Annotated in this window: 12 protein-coding genes; 8 read left to right on the forward strand and 4 right to left on the reverse strand. The window is 59.7% G+C overall.

Translation table 11 applies throughout. From position 1 onward, the window contains the following. Positions 1-831: hypothetical protein (locus tag VL547_RS06770; protein ID WP_325576578.1), on the forward strand; the 831-nt coding region annotated here is incomplete at its 5' end. Between the two features lie 1,084 nt (positions 832-1,915). Here VL547_RS06770 and VL547_RS06775 read toward each other — a convergent pair. Continuing rightward, on the reverse strand, positions 1,916-2,302 hold the full coding sequence (locus VL547_RS06775; protein WP_325576580.1) for a helix-turn-helix domain-containing protein: 387 nt from the start codon (positions 2,300-2,302) through the stop codon (positions 1,916-1,918). A 147-nt stretch (positions 2,303-2,449) separates the two neighbouring features. On the opposite strand from VL547_RS06775, the gene VL547_RS06780 reads away from it, so the two are divergent. From VL547_RS06780 to VL547_RS06795, 4 genes are all read left to right on the forward strand, one after another. Then, positions 2,450-3,022, forward strand: coding sequence for a YceI family protein (locus tag VL547_RS06780; RefSeq protein ID WP_325576582.1), 573 nt, complete (start codon positions 2,450-2,452; stop codon positions 3,020-3,022). Next, the gene (locus VL547_RS06785; protein ID WP_325576584.1) at positions 3,019-3,516 is read left to right on the forward strand and encodes a YceI family protein; all 498 of its coding nucleotides are present in this window, start codon (positions 3,019-3,021) and stop codon (positions 3,514-3,516) included. Before VL547_RS06780 ends, VL547_RS06785 begins: the two co-directional genes overlap by 4 nt. A 2-nt stretch (positions 3,517-3,518) precedes the next feature. Next, complete coding sequence (locus VL547_RS06790; RefSeq protein ID WP_325576586.1) at positions 3,519-3,914, forward strand: hypothetical protein; 396 nt, start codon at positions 3,519-3,521, stop codon at positions 3,912-3,914. Positions 3,915-3,978: 64 nt separating this feature from the next. After that, positions 3,979-8,637, forward strand: a complete 4,659-nt coding sequence (locus VL547_RS06795; protein ID WP_325576588.1) for a beta-L-arabinofuranosidase domain-containing protein — start codon at positions 3,979-3,981, stop codon at positions 8,635-8,637. Here the strand turns inward: VL547_RS06795 and VL547_RS06800 are convergent, their stop codons facing one another. Further along, the gene (locus tag VL547_RS06800; protein WP_325576589.1) at positions 8,638-9,279 is read right to left on the reverse strand and encodes a porin family protein; all 642 of its coding nucleotides are present in this window, start codon (positions 9,277-9,279) and stop codon (positions 8,638-8,640) included. Positions 9,280-9,463: 184 nt separating this feature from the next. Here VL547_RS06800 and VL547_RS06805 point away from each other — a divergent pair, with 184 nt between their 5' ends. After that, positions 9,464-10,384 (forward strand): hypothetical protein, encoded by a 921-nt coding sequence (locus VL547_RS06805; RefSeq protein WP_325576591.1) that lies wholly within the window; start codon positions 9,464-9,466, stop codon positions 10,382-10,384. Between the two features lie 63 nt (positions 10,385-10,447). On the opposite strand, the gene VL547_RS06810 is transcribed toward VL547_RS06805, so the two are convergent. Next, positions 10,448-12,796 carry an ABC transporter permease gene (locus VL547_RS06810; RefSeq protein ID WP_325576593.1) on the reverse strand — a complete coding sequence of 783 codons (2,349 nt, stop codon included), beginning with the start codon at positions 12,794-12,796 and terminating at the stop codon, positions 10,448-10,450. Further along, positions 12,796-15,237: an ABC transporter permease gene (locus tag VL547_RS06815; protein WP_325576595.1), complete on the reverse strand. Its 2,442-nt coding sequence runs from the start codon at positions 15,235-15,237 to the stop codon at positions 12,796-12,798. The genes VL547_RS06810 and VL547_RS06815 overlap by 1 nt, the downstream gene beginning before the upstream one ends. A 157-nt stretch (positions 15,238-15,394) precedes the next feature. On the opposite strand from VL547_RS06815, the gene prpB reads away from it, so the two are divergent. After that, positions 15,395-16,285 carry a methylisocitrate lyase gene (prpB, locus tag VL547_RS06820; protein ID WP_325576597.1) on the forward strand — a complete coding sequence of 297 codons (891 nt, stop codon included), beginning with the start codon at positions 15,395-15,397 and terminating at the stop codon, positions 16,283-16,285. Continuing rightward, on the forward strand, positions 16,278-17,420 hold the full coding sequence (gene prpC / locus VL547_RS06825) for a bifunctional 2-methylcitrate synthase/citrate synthase (protein WP_325576599.1): 1,143 nt from the start codon (positions 16,278-16,280) through the stop codon (positions 17,418-17,420). The genes prpB and prpC overlap by 8 nt, the downstream gene beginning before the upstream one ends. The last annotated feature ends 1 nt before the right edge of the window (position 17,421 follow it).

Here is a 17,421-nt window from a genome sequence, read left to right on the forward strand (position 1 = left end):
TATGTCAATGGCGCGCAGCCGGTCCGGGGGACGCACGCCCGCCTGCACAGCGACGTGCCCCGCCAGATCCTGTTGTACGCCGGAAAATACCCGGTGGCTTACGCCGGCGGCGACTGCTTCCTCAACCCGGACATGGACGAGGATCACCTGCGCTCGCTGGCCGCGGTCACCGAAAAGCTCAAAGGCTATTATGCCGGTCACCTCGGTATTCCCTACAAGGACACGATCACCTTCATACAGACTACCCCGACCGCGCCCGATCATGCCTGGCTGTTCGTATCATACCCGACGATCGTCAATATCGGCTACGATCCTTATGCCATGAAGTCTTTTGCCGACCCTGCCAAAAAAGACAACATGATCGCCTTTATGAGCCACGAGCTCGGTCACTATTACTACGGTACCTACCGCCGTTTCAATTCCGCCCTCGGCGATATGATGTCCGAAGGTTTTGCCGAATTCCTCGCCCTCCACGCCACCCGTGCCCTCATATCCGACAGCGCGTATCATAAAGAACTCGCCCGCAAGGTCAAGGCGCTGAAGAACTTCCAACCCGCCCCGTTTGCCACGGTCAAAGACTACAGAAACCGCGAGCTCTACGTATACTACTACGCGCCGTTGATATTCACCGCCATCGAAAAGGAAATCGGAGAACCCGCCACGTGGAAGTGGCTCCACGAGCTGCTCGTTGCCCCCACCGACTTCACGGATTACGCGTTCTTGCTAAAAACGCTTCATACGGTGACAGGGGATCGGGCGGATGCCCTGGCGGCGAAATACTTTCAGGGGGATCAAACCCTTGCGTCAGCCGAGTCGACACTCGGGTTGTGAGCCACCAGAATTGCCCCTGGGGTTTTTCAAGGAGCCGGTCGATCCTTTTACGTATCCAAACGTCCTCCTTCGACGATAGCTCGTCCTGCCATTTACGTATATATTTCAGGATTTGAGCCTCCACCATGCTTTCCAGTGAGGTTGCCCTGGGAACAAAGCCGTACACCAGATCCAGACCCATGGCGTCCGCCGCCTTTTCCAGCAACTTCAGCGAGATGGTACCGGCTACCTCACGCTGTTCTATTTGTTTCACCGCCTGCTCCGAGATGGAAAGCCGCTCCGCCAGGTCCCGCTGAGGCATGCGTATCACGGTCCGTATCTCATGAATCCAGCCTTCCGGCGGCCGGTCGTCTTTGTCGATTGCCCGGAACTGTTGAAGCCTCCGGTCCATGAGGTGCAGCGCTTGTCTGCGGGAGCCTTCATATGGTTTGTGGCTGGACATTTTCCAAACTTATCCACTCTCTGTCGCATTTTCTCTCTTTGGTGCGTTAGGGAGCGCAAATTCACCTGTTCGTGGGATGGTTTTATACGGAGGGGGGGCCGTAAAAATGGGTATATGCCCCGCGCGGTCCGCTTCGCGAAAGCCCCCCGGCGCCTTTTCCACGCTTCGATTTTTAGGCAAGGTAGACCTTGAGTAATCGCAGGAAATTGGTCGATTTTGCAAGCTATAGCTTGCCCCTAAACCCCCAGGGCCCTCGCCCTTTATTTTAGGCAAGTCTTACCTTGGGTAAACGACGCAAATGGGGCGATTTTGCAAGGCATAGCTTGCCTAAAAATCAAAGCGAGGAAAAGGAGGATGCCTCGCCACGTCGACGATGATGGCGCCGTTGAATCGAATCGTCGGAGCGCCGTAGAAAGTGCTGACATCGTTTTTCAGGATGCGCCCTGCGCGGACTGCTTCGCGGAAGCCCCCCCGGCGCCCTTTTCCACGCTTTGATTTTTGAGCAAGGCAGACCTTGGGTAAACGACGCAAATGGGACGATTTTGCAAGCTATAGCTTGCCTAAAAATCAAAGCGAGAAAAAGGGGGATAGAGGGACATGCCACCCGGGGCGCCTCTGGCGTCACCTGCGTTTTCGCAGGGCTTACTCCGCGGCCGCGGTCTTCCGGTCCTTGGCGCGCTGGAAGCGGCGGCGGGCGGTGTGGACGTCGTCCATATGGGTCGAGGCCCACTCCCAGAGGTCGACCATTTTGCCGAGGAGCGAACGGCCCAGCGGGGTCAGGCAATATTCGACACGGGGCGGGATCTCGGGGTACCAGGTGCGCTCGACGACGCCGTTTTCTTCCAGGGAGCGGAGGGTGACGGTGAGCATCCGTTGGGAAATGCCGTGGACCATGGATTTGAGCTCATTGAAACGGACGCGGTCCTTTTGGCCCAGGGAAAGTATGGTGAAGATGGACCATTTATCGCCAAAATGACCGAGGATGTCCCGGATGGGGCACATTTCGGGCGGATGTTCGACGGGATCCAAAATATTTTTTGCCCTTTTTTCGACTGTAAGATGTTGGTTGTCAATGTTAGTTACACTCATGTTACCAGGGTTAGGGGACGTGCCTTCTTGGAGGTGATCCAGTTACTAAATACATTTGAGTTACTAAAGGTAACTAAAAATATCACTATGATGCACAAGTTTTCCCTTCTGGCCATGGGCCTGCTGATGTCCGCCGGCGTTTTTGCACAAACCTGGACCCTGGACAAAGCGCATTCTCAACTCAATTTCGGCGTGGCCCACATGGGTATCAACACCGTTGAGGGAGGGTTCCGGTCCATTACCGCTACCATCACCTCGTCCAAGGATGACTTTTCCGATGCCGTCGTCGAGCTGACGGCCGATGTGACGAGCATCAACACCGGTGTTGAAGCCCGCGATAATCACCTCAAGACCGACGCTTTCTTCGACGCCACGAAGTACCCGACCCTGACCTTCAAGAGCACTTCCTTCAAGCACCTGGATGGCAAGAATTACGAAGTGACCGGTGACCTCACCCTGCACGGCGTTACCAAGACCGTTACGCTGAACGCCACGTTCAATGGCACCGCGACCAACCCCATGAACAAGAAAACCTCCGCCGGTTTCCACATTGGCGGTACGATTAACCGCACCGATTTCGGCATCGGCACGACCTTCCCCGCCGCCATGCTGGGTACCGACGTAACGCTCGATGCCAACACTGAATTCGTAAAAGGATGAGGATTTTATTGTTAGCGTTGTACGCGGCTACCAGCTGGGCCATTGCCCCGGGTTATATGGTCAAGTGGAGCACCACCGGAGACGCCGCCGGCATATTTAAAGGCCTCGCCGGGAACATCGAGTTCGACCCGGCCAACCTGGCTACCGCGAGCTTCAACGTCACCATACAGACGTCCACGCTCAATACTGGCAACGGTCTGATGAATACCCACGCGAAAAGCGCGGAGTACCTGGATGTCGCCAAGTTCCCGACGATCAGCTTCACGTCCAACAAGGTCGTAAAGGCAGGTCCCGGCTACCAGGCCATCGGCAGCCTGACGATGCACGGCGTCACCAAACCATTAACGATGCCGTTCACCTTTCAGCAGACGGGTACCGGCGGGACGTTCCACGCGAACTTTACCGTGAACAGGGTACAGTTTGGCGTCGGAAGGTCCGGGGATGTGGACGATAACATCACTATCGATCTCACGGTTCCGGTCACAAAGAAATAAGCATGTTGAAGAAACTTTTGTTACTCGGCGCCGTATCCGGTCTCCTGGCGGGGATTTTGTCCCTGATCTATTCGAAGATATACTCCCACTACCTGGGTGTGGATTTTTCGACGATCGCCTCACCGGTGAAGATGATTGCCTCCAGCGTGATCGGCGGTTTGATCGCCGCCCTTGGTTTCGCCCTGCTCCACCGGATGCTGGGCGTCAGGACCGACGCGGTTTTCAACCTGATCTTTACCACCCTGAGCTTCGCTTCCATCCTGGGACCCATCGCTACCAAGCTACCGCTCGAGCTGCAAAGCCCCGAGCTGTTCCCCTGGCTGGTGATGCCGATGCACCTTTTCCCGGTGCTAGGATGGTTGACGCTAAAGCCATTGTTTTTCCCGCCAAAGAGTTAAGATACGCGAACAAGTGATTAATCCCGGAAGGCTCTCGCCGTTCCGGGATTCTTATTTTTAGCGTATGAAATTCCTGTGGATTCTACTGCCCATTGTCGCCTCCGCGCAATCCTACGTGCCCGAACGGGATAACCCGCGCGTGCCCGTAAAGAGCGCCGCGCGGGCCTATGCCATCGACCTGAAAAACGTCCGTTTGCTTAATAGCCCCTTCCGTGACGCCCTCGACCGCGATTCCGGCTATCTGCTGAGCCTCTCTGCGGACCGCCTGCTGCACCGGTTCCATGAGAACGCCGGTCTTCCGCTCAAAGCCCCCGTCTATGACGGCTGGGAAAGCGAGGGCCTTTCGGGTCACACGCTGGGGCACTACCTGTCCGCCTGTTCGATGATGTACGCCGCGACGGGGGCGACGGTCTTCGCGGACCGGGTTGCCTATATCGTCCGGGAACTGGCGCGCTGCCAGGACGCCCGCGGTACGGGGTATGTGGGGGCGATCCCGCACGAGGACTCGATCTGGGCCCAGGTGGCCAGGGGCGACATCCATTCCTCGGGGTTCGACCTCAACGGTGGATGGTCGCCGTGGTACACGGTGCATAAAGTACTGTCCGGCCTCGAAGACGCATACTTATATACAGGCAACCGGGAAGCCTTACGGGTGGCAACCCGCCTGGCAGACTGGACGGGCAAGGAGCTGAACGCGCTCAATGACGCACAGGTGCAGCATATGCTGGCGTGCGAGCACGGCGGGATGAACGACGCCCTGGCGAACCTGTACGCGATAACCGGCAATAAAAAATACCTCGACCTGTCCTGGAAATTCGACCACAAGGCCATCCTCGATCCGCTGGCAAAAGGCCAGGACCCGCTCCCCGGCAAGCATTCCAATACCCAAATCCCCAAGATCATCGGCTGCGCCCGGCGCTTCGAGCTGAGCGGCGATGCCCGCGACTCCGCGATCGCGCGGAATTTCTGGAACATCGTGGTGGACCACCACACCTACGTCATCGGCGGCAACAGCGACCACGAATACCTGGGCGAACCCGACCGCCTCAACGATTACCTCAGCGAAAGCACCTGCGAGTCCTGCAATACGTACAACATGCTCAAGCTGACGCGCCACCTGTTCACCTGGAACCCGGACGGCCGCCTGGGCGACTACTATGAGCGCGCGATCTACAACCACATCCTGGCTTCCCAGAACCCCGAAGCCATGATGTGCTATTTCGTGTCCCTCCGCATGGGCACCCGCAAGCAATTCAGCGACTCGCTCCACACCTTTACCTGCTGCGTGGGCAGCGGTATGGAGAACCACGCCAAATACGCCGAGGGCATCTACTACGAGGCCGCCGACGGCGGTCTATACGTCAACCTTTTTATCCCTTCGGTGCTCCGCTGGCATGGGCTGACGGTCACGCAAACCACCCGTTTTCCCTTTGGCGATACCGTGGACCTGCGCATCGACGGCGAAACCGCCGCCCCATGGGCGCTCCGCGTCCGTCATCCCTGGTGGGCCGCGCAAGGCGTGCAGGTCCTGGTGAACGGCGCACCGTGGGCGACGGGTGACGAAGAGAGTGGTTTTGTGGTCATCAAGCGCCGCTGGAAAAAGGGCGACCACGTGCAAATAACGCTCCCCATGCACCTGTATGCCGAGGCTATGCCCGACAACCACAACCGTGTCGCCCTGTTATACGGCCCGGTCGTCCTGGCGGGCGACCTGGGAGACAAGGACCCCTCGGGCGACCTGCACGGCGTGCCGGTGTTGCTGACACAGGACCGCAATGTAAATGACTGGATAGAGAACATAGGCCCCGCGATATTCAAAACTAAAGGCGTAGGACGACCGCATGACGTGGTCTTGAAACCTTTTTTTGAAACTTACGACAACTACTACAGCGTCTATTGGGACTACTTCACCCCCCAGGACTGGACCAACCGGGAGGTCGCCTACGAGGCGGAGCAGCGGCGCCAAAAGGACATCGAAGACCGGACAGCCGACGTGATGCGCCTGGGTGAAATGCAGCCCGAGCGCGACCACCACCTCGACTCGAAAACATCCTACGTGGGCGACCAGGAGGCCAGACGGTCCCGCGAATGCCGGAACGGCGGCTTCTTCGCCTTCGACCTGGCCGCCGGCGACAGCCTGCTGGTGACGGCTTGGGGCGGGGACAACGGGCGCGTCGCCGATATCTATGTCGACGGCACGAAGATCGGGACGATCGCGCTGAACCATCCGAAACCAAACCAGTTCGTGGAGCTGGGCTTCGCTATTCCGGGCACAGGCAAACAGACCATCCGGGTGACCTTTAGAGCCCCGGCGGGCAAATCCACCGGGTCCATTTTCGAGGTGCGAAGCCTCCGAAAGGTAATGGCCACACCAAACACAGCGGAGGCGAAAAGCCCGCTAAAAGACTACCCCATCCAACCCGTCCCCTTCACCGACGTCCGCGTGGACGACGCCTTCTGGGCCCCGAAGATCGAGGTCAACCGGGAAGTCACGATCCCCTATGTTTTGCGTATGTGCAGGGAGCATGGCCGGATCAACAACTTTATCATCGCGGCCAGGCACAGCGGCGGCAAGCTCACGGTGTATCCTTTCGACGACACCGACCTCTACAAGGCGATCGAAGGGGCCAGCTATGGTCTCCAGGTAAAAAAGAATCCGGAGCTGGAGCGCTACCTGGACACGCTGATCGCGCTGATCGGGGCGGCGCAGGAGCCCGATGGCTACCTGTACACCTTCCGGAGCGCGGACGAAGCCAGACCACACGAATGGATCGGCGCCCAGCGCTGGCAGAACGAGGAAATCCTCAGCCACGAGCTCTACAACTGCGGCCATCTCTATGAGGCCGCGGTAGCCCACTACCAGGCCACGGGCAAGCGCACCCTGCTGAATATCGCCCTAAAGAACGCCGACCTCCTGGTCGCGACGTTCGGTCCCGGCAAGGTGGTCAGGTACCCCGGTCACCAGATCGTGGAGATCGGCCTGGTCAAGCTCTACCGGGTCACGGGGGAGCAAAAATACCTCGACCTGGCAAAGTTTTTCCTGGACGTACGCGGACCCAACGGGGAGGCGTACAACCAGGCCGACAAAAGGATAGTCGACCAGGACTCCGCCGAAGGCCACGCGGTCCGCGCGGCCTATATGTATACCGGGATCGCGGACGTAGCGGCGCTGACGGGGTACGCGCCCTATGAAAAGGCGATCGACAGGATATGGACGGACGTGGTATCCGACAAGCTGTATATCACGGGCGGCATCGGCGCCACCAACAACGGTGAGGCCTTCGGGGCGGCGTACGAGCTGCCGAATATGTCGGCCTACGCCGAGACGTGCGCGTCCATCGCCAACGTCTACTGGAACAGCCGGATGTTCCTGCTCCATGGCGACGCCAAATACATCGACGTCCTGGAGCGCACCCTCTATAACGGCCTGCTGAGCGGGGTTTCGCTGGACGGCACCCGGTTTTTCTATCCCAATCCGCTCGAATCGATGGGGCAGAACGAGCGCAGCGCCTGGTTCGACTGCGCCTGCTGCATCACCAATATGGCGCGTTTCCTGCCATCGATGCCGGGGTACGTGTATGCCCGAACGGGAAACACCCTGTACATAAACCTTTTTGTAGGGAGCGACGCGCACATACGCCTCGACAACGGAATAATAGGCCTCCGCCAGGAGACAGACTACCCCTGGAGCGGCAAGGTCGACCTGACGCTTACGCCCGATGCCCCGATACACGCGGACCTGCGTATCCGTATCCCCGGATGGGCGGTGGGCGAGCCGATCGCGGGCGACCTCTACCGGGCGGTATCGTGGCCGGCCGAAACGCCGACCGGGCAGCCGGTAACCATTTCCCTCAACGGCAAACCCCAGACCTACCGGCTAGAACAAGGCTATGCCGTATTGGAACGCACCTGGAAAAAAGGCGACAAGGTCACGGTGGACTTCCCCATGACCGCCCGGAAGATCCTCGCCAATAATAACGTTGCCGCCGACCAGGGCCGCTTTGCCCTCCAGCGCGGGCCAGTCGTCTACTGCCTGGAAGGCCCCGACAACCGCGACAGCCTGGTACGCAACCTCCTGGCCGACACCGCCGCAACGATTGAGACGCGCCGGACAAAGGCCCTGGGCGGGATAGACCAGCTCACGCTGCCAGGCGTTGCGCTGAAGGCCGGTCAACCCGATGAAAAGACGATGCTCACCGCCATCCCTTATTATGCCTGGGCCAACCGCGGCCCCGCCGAAATGACCGTTTGGGTCCCGTATGAACGGGCCGCGGCCAGACCCCAGCCCACCCCGACCATCGCCTCCCGCAGCAAGGTCACGGCTTCGGTTGGGAGCAGCCGGGCGCTCCGCGCGATAAACGATCTTTGCGAACCGGACTCCTCCAATGACCATAAGTTCCCCTACTTCCACTGGTGGCCGCGCAAAAACAGCACTCAGTGGGTCGAGTACGATTTCGCGGAGCCCCGGACGCTCTCTTCTTCCGCGGTGTATTGGTATGACGACGGCCCCTGGGGCGGTTGCCGGATCCCGGCCGCCTGGACCCTCGAATACAAAAATGCGACGGGAGCCTGGGTACCCGTGGAAACCACCACGCCGTACGAGCTTGCCAAGGACAAATATGACCGCGTCACCTTCAAACCCATATCGACCGGTAGCCTGCGGCTCGTCGTGCAGCTCCCGGTGGACAATTCCGCGGGGATACACGAGTGGACCGTCCAATAACTATTTGCCGCCGAAAATATAGCCGCCGGTGATACCGAAATTAAGGGTGTGCGCCCTGTTGCCGTCGCCCCAATAGGCCGTATTGATGATGTTTACGAAGCCAAAGTTGAGGTTGGCTGTCAACACGATATTGTCCATGATCTTGTACCCCGCCATGAGGTCCAATCCCACATCCCCCCGTTTGGCTTCATCGTTGTCGGGGTCCGAGCCGAAGTGGATTGTCTGGTATCCGTCGCCATAATCGGCCTTGAATTTGCCGCCCAGGGCCATGGCTACGTAGGGGCCGGCGCCGACGATCAGCTTGTCGTCGAGGCGGTAGGTCACGTCCAGCGGCAGCTTTACAAAGGACATATGGACGGGGTACTTGTCCCCGTAAAGGTGGGGGGCGTAAGATTCATAGGAGTACTGAAGACGTGGGCGGAAGGAAAACGAGGAGCCGGAAAAGGGGAGGTCGGCAAAGGCGCCAACGACAAATCCAAGACCCGGCGCGCCGGTGACCTTGGTGTTGGGATCGTGGGCCAGCGCACCTGATAGGTTGGGTCCGATGTCCACCCCGAACTGCAGGCTTTTGATATCGGCCTTTTGGGCGGAAACGGTGAGTCCTGAACAGAGGATGAGCAGCAGCAGCAGATTTTTGTTCATAATGGTCATTTTTGATATGCGAACAAATTTCCGTCGCGTGCTGCCCCCGGGAAATACCTATATATAACTAATTTTTTATGATTTCTCCCGAAAAGACCCTAAATTAAAGTTCGGAATAGGAGAAATTAGCCGTTGCCATTGTACCTTTACCGCGAGTTTACCCTATAATTATAATTTTGTTATCATGAAGCTTTTTGTTGCAGGCCTTTTTGCTGACCTGGATGATGTAGACCTGAAAGAAATGTTTGAGCTCTATGGCGAGGTGCGTTCCGCCAAAGTTATCACAGACAAAATGACCGGGAAAAGTCGCGGCTTTGGTTTTGTCGATATGCCCGACGACAATGAAGCCCGGGGCGCCATCGAGACCTTGGATGGCGTGGGCCTGAAGGGTAAAAAGATGTCCGTTAAGGAAGCCGACGCCAGCATGGGCGGCGGTGGCGGCGGAGAACGCAATTTCAATCGTGACAATAACCGGGGCGGCTACGGCGGCGGCGGCGGATACAACCGCGGCGGCGATCGTGGCGGCTACGGCGGTGGCGGTGGCGGTGGTTATAACCGCGGCGGAGATCGCGGTGGCTACGGCGGCGGCGGTGGTGGCGGTTACAACCGCGACCGTGGCGGAGATCGCGGCGGTTACGGTGGTGGCGGCGATCGCGGCGGCTACAGTGGCGGCGGCGGTGGCGGGTACAACCGCGACCGTGGCGGCGACCGCGGTGGTTATAGCGGTGGCGGTGATCGCGGCGGCTACAGCGGCGGCGGCGACCGTGGCGGTTATGATCGCGGTGGCGATCGTGGCGGCTACAGCGGTGGCGGCGGGTACAACCGCGACCGTGGCGGCGACCGTGGTGGTTATGGCGGCGGCGGAGATCGCGGCGGCTACAGCGGCGGTGGCGACCGTGGCGGTTACGATCGCGGTGGCGACCGTGGAGGTTACGGTAGTGACCGTGGTGGTGACCGCGGTGGATATGATCGCGGTGGCGACCGGGGTGGCGACTACAACCGCGACCGGAACTACAACCGCGACAACGACGCTCCGCGCGAAGACCGCAATTACAACCGCGATAGCGACAACGATCAGCCAAAAAAAGGGCCCGAAGAGGAATAGCCCTTACGAGAATAGAAAAAGCCCGCACGACGTATCGCGCGGGCTTTTTTATTATAAGGACCCCTATTCGCTGCGCAAGCTATCCACGGGATTCGCCCTCGCCGCGCGCAGCGCCTGCGTCCCGACGGTGAGCGCCGCGAGCAATACCGCTCCCAGGGCAGCCGCGCCGAGCGTTACCGGGCTCAACGTGATCTTATAGGCGAACTGTGTCAGCCAGTCGTGCATGACCCACGCCGCCAGTGGCAGCGCCAGCAGCACCGCAACCCCCACGAGCCATAGAAAATCCGCGCTCAGCAACCGCACCAGGCCGGGGACGCCGGCGCCCAGCACTTTGCGGATGCCGATTTCCTTGGTCCGTTGGAGAGTGGAGAAGGTGGCCAGGCCGAGCAGCCCGAGACAGGCAATCCCTATCGTGAGCAACGTAAAGGCGCCCAACAATCCCGCCAACCGGTCCTCGGAACGATACAGCGCGTCAAACGCCTGGTCCAGGAACCGGTAGTTGAAAGCGGTGCCCGGATCGTACCGGGCGTGCGCTTTAGCGACGGCCTCCATCAGCGTGGGGAGGTTGACGTGCGGACTTACCTGTATATACAGGCAACCCCGGTTGGGCTGGTTGTGCTGGAGGAACGTGTCCAGCGAAACACCCAAGCCCCGGATGGCATAGTCCATCGATTGATAGTTGAAATTCTTATAGACTCCCTGGATGATGTGCGGATGTCCATCCACGTCCAGGGAACGGCCCACCGGGTTGGCCGGCAACTGAAGCTCCGTCAGGGCCTGTTGGTTCAGGAAAATGGCGGTGGGGTCCGCCAGGGCGGCCTTATCGGGCGGCGGCACCGCCCACCGGGCGCCGATCATCCCCAGGAAATTCGGACTCGAGTTGAACATCGGCAAAGCCGTGGACTTTTCCCCCGGGGCGGTTTTGACAAAACTCATGCTCCAGGTATCCGCATAGAGCGGGTAGGAGCTGGAAGCGACGTCGGTTACGCCGGGTACCGCGCGTACGTCCGTTTCGAATGCCTGGAAGTGTCTACCCAGCTCTCCCGTAAAGGGCACTTCAATGATACCCGCCCTGTTTATCCCGGTATCGGTATGCCGTACAAAATATAATTGCTGGTACATGACGAGGCTGCACGCGATCAGGCCGATCGAGATGGTGAACTGCAGGACGGTAAAGACCTTCCTGACGCCTCCGCCCTTGGCCCTGATGGAGGCTATGGGACGGAAGGAAGACAGGACTACGGCGGGGTAGCTGCCGGCGGCGAGGACCGTCACCACCAGCAAGCTTACCAGCCAAAGCATCATCCGCGTGCTGGAGAGATAGTGGCTATCTATCGACAGGTGGAGCAGGTTCAGGAAACCGGGCTTTAGCGCCAGGAACAACGCGAAGCCGATGGCGTAGGCAAGCCCGGCGTACAGGGCCGACTCGGTATAGAACTGGAACGCGACCGACGACCTGCCCGCGCCTAGCGTCTTGCGGACGCCGATCTCTTTGGCGCGCGTGGTGGCGCGGGCCGTCGCCAGGCTCATATAGTTGATCAGCGCCAGCAACAGCACCAGGAACGCGACCAGCGGAAAGACCTTGAGGTAGCGGAGGTTCGAAAAGTCCCCGAAGTTCAGCCCCAGGTGCGTATCCCGGAATAATTCCAGCGTCATGTGGATCGACGTGTCCCTGGCCAGGACGGCGAGGCTCTTTTCCACGCCGCGGGCGGATTCGGGCCGGTTCAGCCGGAGATAGGTCACGAAGTTGCCGATGGGGTCGCTCGGACCGCCGATCTCATCTTTTCGCTCGGGCATGGCTTCCAGGCTCGACAACGGCGTGACGAAGTCGAATTCGATGGACGAATTCGACGGCGCGTCGGCGGCAACCCCGGTCACCTCCAACGGATGCTTGTGGTTATACGTCAGGACCTGCCCGATGGGGTCCGATTGCCCGAAGTACTTGCGCGCCGCCCTTTGGGAAAGGACCACCGAAAAGGGCTTGCCCAGCGCGGTCGCCGGATCGCCTTCGACCAGGGGGAAGGAAAAGAAGGAGAAAAAACGGCTGTCCGCGAACAAAAACCCGTTTTCGGTGAACGGACCGGCCTTTCCTTCGATCGGGGTCGCCTGGTCCCTGATCTTGACGCGCAGGGCCTCCGTGACGCGGGAGTCGCCGGCCAGCAGACGCGGCGCGTCGTTATAGCCGATGCCCTGGATGTTCACCTGCTGACCGCTCATGGTGAAGGACGCATCGACCCGGTACAGGCGGTCGCTGTCCCTGTGAAAGCGGTCATAGCTGTGCTCGTGGGTGACATACAACAGGATCAGCATACACGCGGCAAGGCCGGTGGACAGGCCCCCGATATTGATGGCGCTGTACAGGGGCGATTTCAGTAAAGCTCGCCAGGCGGAAGTGAGGTAGTTCAGGAACATTATTCGGACCTTAAGGATTTTACGGGATTGGCCCTGGCGACCCGCAGCGCCTGCGCGCTGACGGTGCAAAGGGCAATAAAGATAGCGGCCAGACCGGACACGATGAATATCCAGGCGCTCACCGGGACACGGTATGCAAAATCCTGCAGCCAGCGGTGCGACGCCCACCAGGCGATGGGGGAGGCGATGAGGATCGACAGCCCGACCAGCAGCACGAAGTCCCGGCAGAGCAAAACGACGATAGTCGACACCCTGGCCCCCAGGACCTTCCGGATACCGACCTCCTTGGTCCGTTGCTGCGCGGTAAAGGCGGCCAGGCCAAAGAGACCCATGCACGAGATAAAGATGGCGATCGTCATCGCAAGACTGATGATGCGCGACGTCTTTTGCTCGTCCATATACATCCGGGCGATGATGTCGTCGAAGAAACCGGGGTTGTACTGCGCGACCGGGAATACCTGGTGGAAGAGAGCCTCGATCTGGTTCAGCGTGTGTTGATCCAACACGGTCAGCTTGACGCTGACCGAAGCGGCCTCATTCCCCGCGGCACACATAAAAACCGGCTCTATCGCGGAATGCATCGACAATGAGTGGAAATCCGAAACGACGCCGACGATGGGCAGGAATTCCAGACCGCTGCCATCCGTCATCCCGGCCTTGACCATTTTACCCACGGCATCCTGGGGATGGGGGAAACCCAATGTCCTGGCGGCGGTTTCATTGATGACGTACTCCTTCATGGTGTCCGATGACATCAGCTGCCGCCCCGCGATCATCCTGAGCCCAAAGAGGCCGAAGTAGGCCGTGTCGACGTCCATGAGCTCTCCTTTCGTTTCCACGATCTGTTTCCCGTTATAGGAGAAACTCGTACTGCCATGGCGGGACGAAGAGGGCACGCCGTCGTTGAGGCTGACGCGGGACACCCCTGCCAGCGCACGGAGGCGCTGTGCGAAGTACACCCGCTTGTCCCCGTCACCCCAACGGGTGTTGATTTGCAGGACGACGCCCCTGGCAAAACCCAGGTCCGAATTCAGCACGTAGGCGAGCTGCCTGCCGACTACGATGCTCCCGATGATAAAGACCAGCGACACCGTGAACTGGAAGACGATCAACGCGCGGCGGAGCGGACTCCGGCGGTTGAATTGTTCGCCGCCCTTCCCCTTCAGGCTGATCACCGGGAGGAAGGACGCTACGACCCTGGCGGGGTAGAAACCGGCGCCGGCGGCCGTCACCAGGATGATCCCCCCGATGAACAACAGCGTGGACGTCGTCCAATGGAATGCCACGCCCCAAGGTAGGAGGTCGCCCAGGGCGGCCATGACCGGCCGCACCAACAGGAGGGCGAGCGCCGCCGACAACACGGTCAGCATCAGGGTTTCCGTCAGGAACTGGACAACCAGCTGACCACGACCCGAGCCCATGACCTTCCGCACCCCGATTTCCCGGGCGCGCTGTATGGATTGGGCGGTGGACAGGTTGATAAAATTGATGCAGGCGATGATCAGGATGAAACAGGCGATGCCCAACATGCCGTAGAGCGCGGGCAGGCTCGCCTGGCGGGAATACGTATCCCGGTAATCACCGTTGTAGTGCAGGTCGCTCAAGGGTTGAAAACGAAAGGCCGTTTTCATACCGTCCATCTTTATGTGCCGGTCGATAAAACCGGGCGCCTGTCTTTGCAGCTGGGCGATCGTCACGCCAGGCGCAAGTTTGACGTACGTCTGGTTGAGGCTGCCCCACATATGCCAGTTCTTCATGTCTACCTCGCCCCTTCCCAGATAACTGTTCGTCGCCGTAGCGAAGGATATGAAGTCCGTAAACGCCAGGTCCGTGGGCGCCGCCGGGTCGCGGACGATACCCGACACCGTGACGATGAGGGAGTCGTCGTAAGCAACCGTGCGGCCCAGGTCCGCGGCCAGGGGCGCGTCCCCGAAATACCGCCGTGCCCCGCTTTCCGTCAACACCACTTTGAACGGATCGTTCAATGCGGTGCGCGGATTCCCTTCCAGCCAATCGTATGCGAACACATGGAAATAGTCCGGGTCGGTAATGACGATGTTCATCGCCGTTTCCGAGCCCTTGAGGGGATCGAACTTCAGCGGCTTTTCCCCGTCCTGGGCGATGGTCACGCCCGGGTTCCAGGTATGAAAATAAGTGATGGCCTCCATTCCGGTCATTTCCGCGCGCATCGCCTGCGTAGCGGGTCCCGGTATGCTCGAGGCATGATGCGGTCCGTTGTCGAGGTGACTTTGCAGGTCGGTGGTTACCCGGTAGATCCGGGGGGCGTCGGCGACCTTGTTAAAGCCGAGCTCGTAGCGGATGACGATGAAAATGATCAGACAGGACAATATACCAAAGCAAAGTCCCAATACATGGATCAAAGAAGTAGAGGGGTGGCGCCGTATATTTCTCCAGGCGATCTTGAGGTAGTTGCGGAGCATGCGGTGAAGGGTTTATGAAGTTCTTCGTAGATAAAATCGTGCCGCGGCCTAAAATATTCACAACGAGCTGTTTGCGGGTATGGTACAGAACAACTGTTCGCTTTTGATATAAAACGACGTCCGGTTTCGATACATTTGCGACCTAAACGAATTGTAGATGCCGAACGTTTCCCCCGGGACCCGGTTCCGCGAGGCCATGGCCCAGGAAAAGCCCCTTCAGGTAGTAGGAACCATCAACGCCAATCATGCCCTGCTCGCCACCCAGGCGGGCTTCAAGGCGATATACCTCTCCGGGGGCGGGGTCGCCGCCGGCTCGCTCGGTATCCCCGACCTCGGCATCACCAGCCTCGAGGACGTCCTCGTCGACATCGACCGCATCACCAACGTGACCGATACGCCCCTGCTGGTGGACGTGGATACGGGTTTTGGCCCCTCCGCTTTTAACGTCGCCCGCACCATACGCGCCCTGATCAAGGCCGGCGCCGCCGCCCTCCACATCGAGGACCAGGTCGGCGCCAAGCGTTGCGGTCACCGGCCGGGTAAGGAGGTGGTCTCCAAGGAAGAAATGGTGGACCGTATCAAGGCGGCGGTCGACGCCCGGACCGACCCCGGTTTCGTGATCGGCGCCCGGACGGATGCCATCGCCGTGGAGGGCATGGATAAGGCCCTCGAACGCGCCCTGGCCTATAAAGAGGCGGGCGCGGACTTTATTTTTGCAGAAGCCGTGCCGGAGCTCGCGCTTTACCGCCGGTTCGAGGAGGTGACGGGTATCCCCGTGCTGGCCAACATCACCGAGTTCGGGATGACTCCGTTATATACCGTTGACGAGCTCCGTGAAAACGGCGTCGGTCTCGTGCTCTACCCGCTTTCCGCCTTCCGCGCCGCCAACAAGGCCGCCCTGAACGTTTTCGAAGCGATCCGCCGCGACGGCACCCAGCAGAATGTGCTGGACACGATGCAGACCCGCGCCGAGCTGTATGCCAGCATCGGGTATTACGACTACGAGCGCAAGCTGGACGAACTATTCAAACAACAACGTAATGGATAACACCGGATTCAAACCCAAGAAAAGCGTGGCGCTGTCGGGCGTCCCCGCGGGCAACACTGCCTTGTCCACCGTAGGTCACACCGGCAACGACCTACACTATCGCGGCTATGACATCCTCGACCTGGCGGAGAAGGCCACCTTCGAGGAAACGGCTTTTTTATTGATATACGGGGCGCTGCCCAACGCCGCCCAGCTGAAAGCCTATAAGACAAAGCTTCAATCGCTGCGCGGTCTCCCCGCCGCCGCCCGCCTGGCGCTGGAACAGCTGCCGCCGGCCACGCACCCCATGGACGTGCTCCGCACCTATACCTCGGTGCTGGGCGCCCTGCTCCCCGAAAAGGACGACCACGCGTTGGCGGGCGCCCGCGACATCGCCGACAAGCTCATGGCCAGCTACGCCTCCGCGTTGTTGTACTGGTATCACTACGCCCATAACGGGAAGGTCATCGACGTCGAGACCGCCGACGAAACCATCGCCGGTCACTTCCTTCACCTGCTCCACGACCGCACACCGTCCGCGACCTGGGAACAGGCCATGCAGGTATCGCTCAACCTCTACGCCGAGCACGAGTTCAACGCCTCCACCTTTACCGCCCGCGTCATCGCGGGGACGGGCTCGGATATGTATTCGGCCATCACCGGCGCGATCGGCGCGCTACGCGGGCCGAAGCACGGCGGCGCCAACGAGGTCGCCTATGATATCCAAAGCCGGTATGCTTCCGTCGCCGAAGCGGAAGGGGACATCCGCGCGCGGCTGGCCCGCAAAGAGGTTATCATCGGCTTTGGTCACCCCGTCTACACCGTTTCAGACCCGCGCAACCAGGTCATCAAGGAAATCGCGCGTGGGCTTTCGAAGGAGGCCGGCGACATGATGCTGTTTGACGTGGCCGAAGCGCTCGAGTCGCTCATGTGGTCGGAGAAAAAGATGTTCCCGAACCTCGATTGGTTTTCCGCCGTGTCGTATCACCTGATGGGCGTACCCACCGCTTTCTTTACACCCCTGTTCGTGATCGCCCGCGTCACCGGCTGGAGCGCCCACGTCATCGAGCAACGCCAGGACGGCAAGATCATCCGCCCCAGCGCCAACTATACCGGACCCGAGAACCGTCCTTTTGTTCCCATCGAAAAAAGATAAC

Source organism: Dinghuibacter sp. (assembly GCF_035492835.1).
In the GTDB taxonomy this organism is placed as follows: domain Bacteria; phylum Bacteroidota; class Bacteroidia; order Chitinophagales; family Chitinophagaceae; genus Dinghuibacter.

Excerpts from the sequence above, each read along its gene's own strand:
- VL547_RS06780 (WP_325576582.1), top strand. The coding sequence starts at position 2,450 with ATGATGCACAAGTTTTCCCTTCTGGCCATGGGCCTGCTGATGTCCGCC.
- VL547_RS06785 (WP_325576584.1), top strand. The coding sequence starts at position 3,019 with ATGAGGATTTTATTGTTAGCGTTGTACGCGGCTACCAGCTGGGCCATT.
- VL547_RS06790 (WP_325576586.1), top strand. The coding sequence starts at position 3,519 with ATGTTGAAGAAACTTTTGTTACTCGGCGCCGTATCCGGTCTCCTGGCG.
- VL547_RS06795 (WP_325576588.1), top strand. The coding sequence starts at position 3,979 with ATGAAATTCCTGTGGATTCTACTGCCCATTGTCGCCTCCGCGCAATCC.
- VL547_RS06800 (WP_325576589.1), bottom strand. The coding sequence starts at position 9,279 with ATGAACAAAAATCTGCTGCTGCTGCTCATCCTCTGTTCAGGACTCACC.
- VL547_RS06805 (WP_325576591.1), top strand. The coding sequence starts at position 9,464 with ATGAAGCTTTTTGTTGCAGGCCTTTTTGCTGACCTGGATGATGTAGAC.
- VL547_RS06810 (WP_325576593.1), bottom strand. The coding sequence starts at position 12,796 with ATGTTCCTGAACTACCTCACTTCCGCCTGGCGAGCTTTACTGAAATCG.
- VL547_RS06815 (WP_325576595.1), bottom strand. The coding sequence starts at position 15,237 with ATGCTCCGCAACTACCTCAAGATCGCCTGGAGAAATATACGGCGCCAC.
- prpB (WP_325576597.1), top strand. The coding sequence starts at position 15,395 with ATGCCGAACGTTTCCCCCGGGACCCGGTTCCGCGAGGCCATGGCCCAG.
- prpC (WP_325576599.1), top strand. The coding sequence starts at position 16,278 with ATGGATAACACCGGATTCAAACCCAAGAAAAGCGTGGCGCTGTCGGGC.